At 45.8% G+C, this 262-nt stretch carries 1 protein-coding gene; it reads right to left on the reverse strand.

The window, feature by feature from the left end; all coding sequences use genetic code 11:
- A partial coding sequence (locus tag UUA_RS19145; RefSeq protein ID WP_155943289.1) for a P-loop NTPase family protein occupies positions 1-262 on the reverse strand: 262 nt, incomplete at both ends.

The following is a 262-nucleotide window of genomic DNA, read 5'->3' on the forward strand; positions in this document are numbered from 1 at the left end:
TCAATGAAGTAGTCTGTAGTATGACCTGTGAACTCAGCAGTAGCTGAACCACGCTTTTTCGTCCATTTTTCCTGAAATACCTTTTTCAAAATAAGTTGGCTCCCGTCCTCAAGTTCAAGAGCAGCCTCGACAGAGTGTTCAAGACCGTGTTCGGGTTCGCCGTCTGGTTTGAGAGTTTTGATTTCAAAATCTGCCCTGTTCAGCGAATCCTTCCCGAACAGCAGCCATGTGAAGGAGTCAAATAACGAAGTTTTCCCGGAAG

It is taken from the genome of Rhodanobacter thiooxydans LCS2 (assembly GCF_000264375.1).
GTDB lineage: Bacteria > Pseudomonadota > Gammaproteobacteria > Xanthomonadales > Rhodanobacteraceae > Rhodanobacter > Rhodanobacter thiooxydans.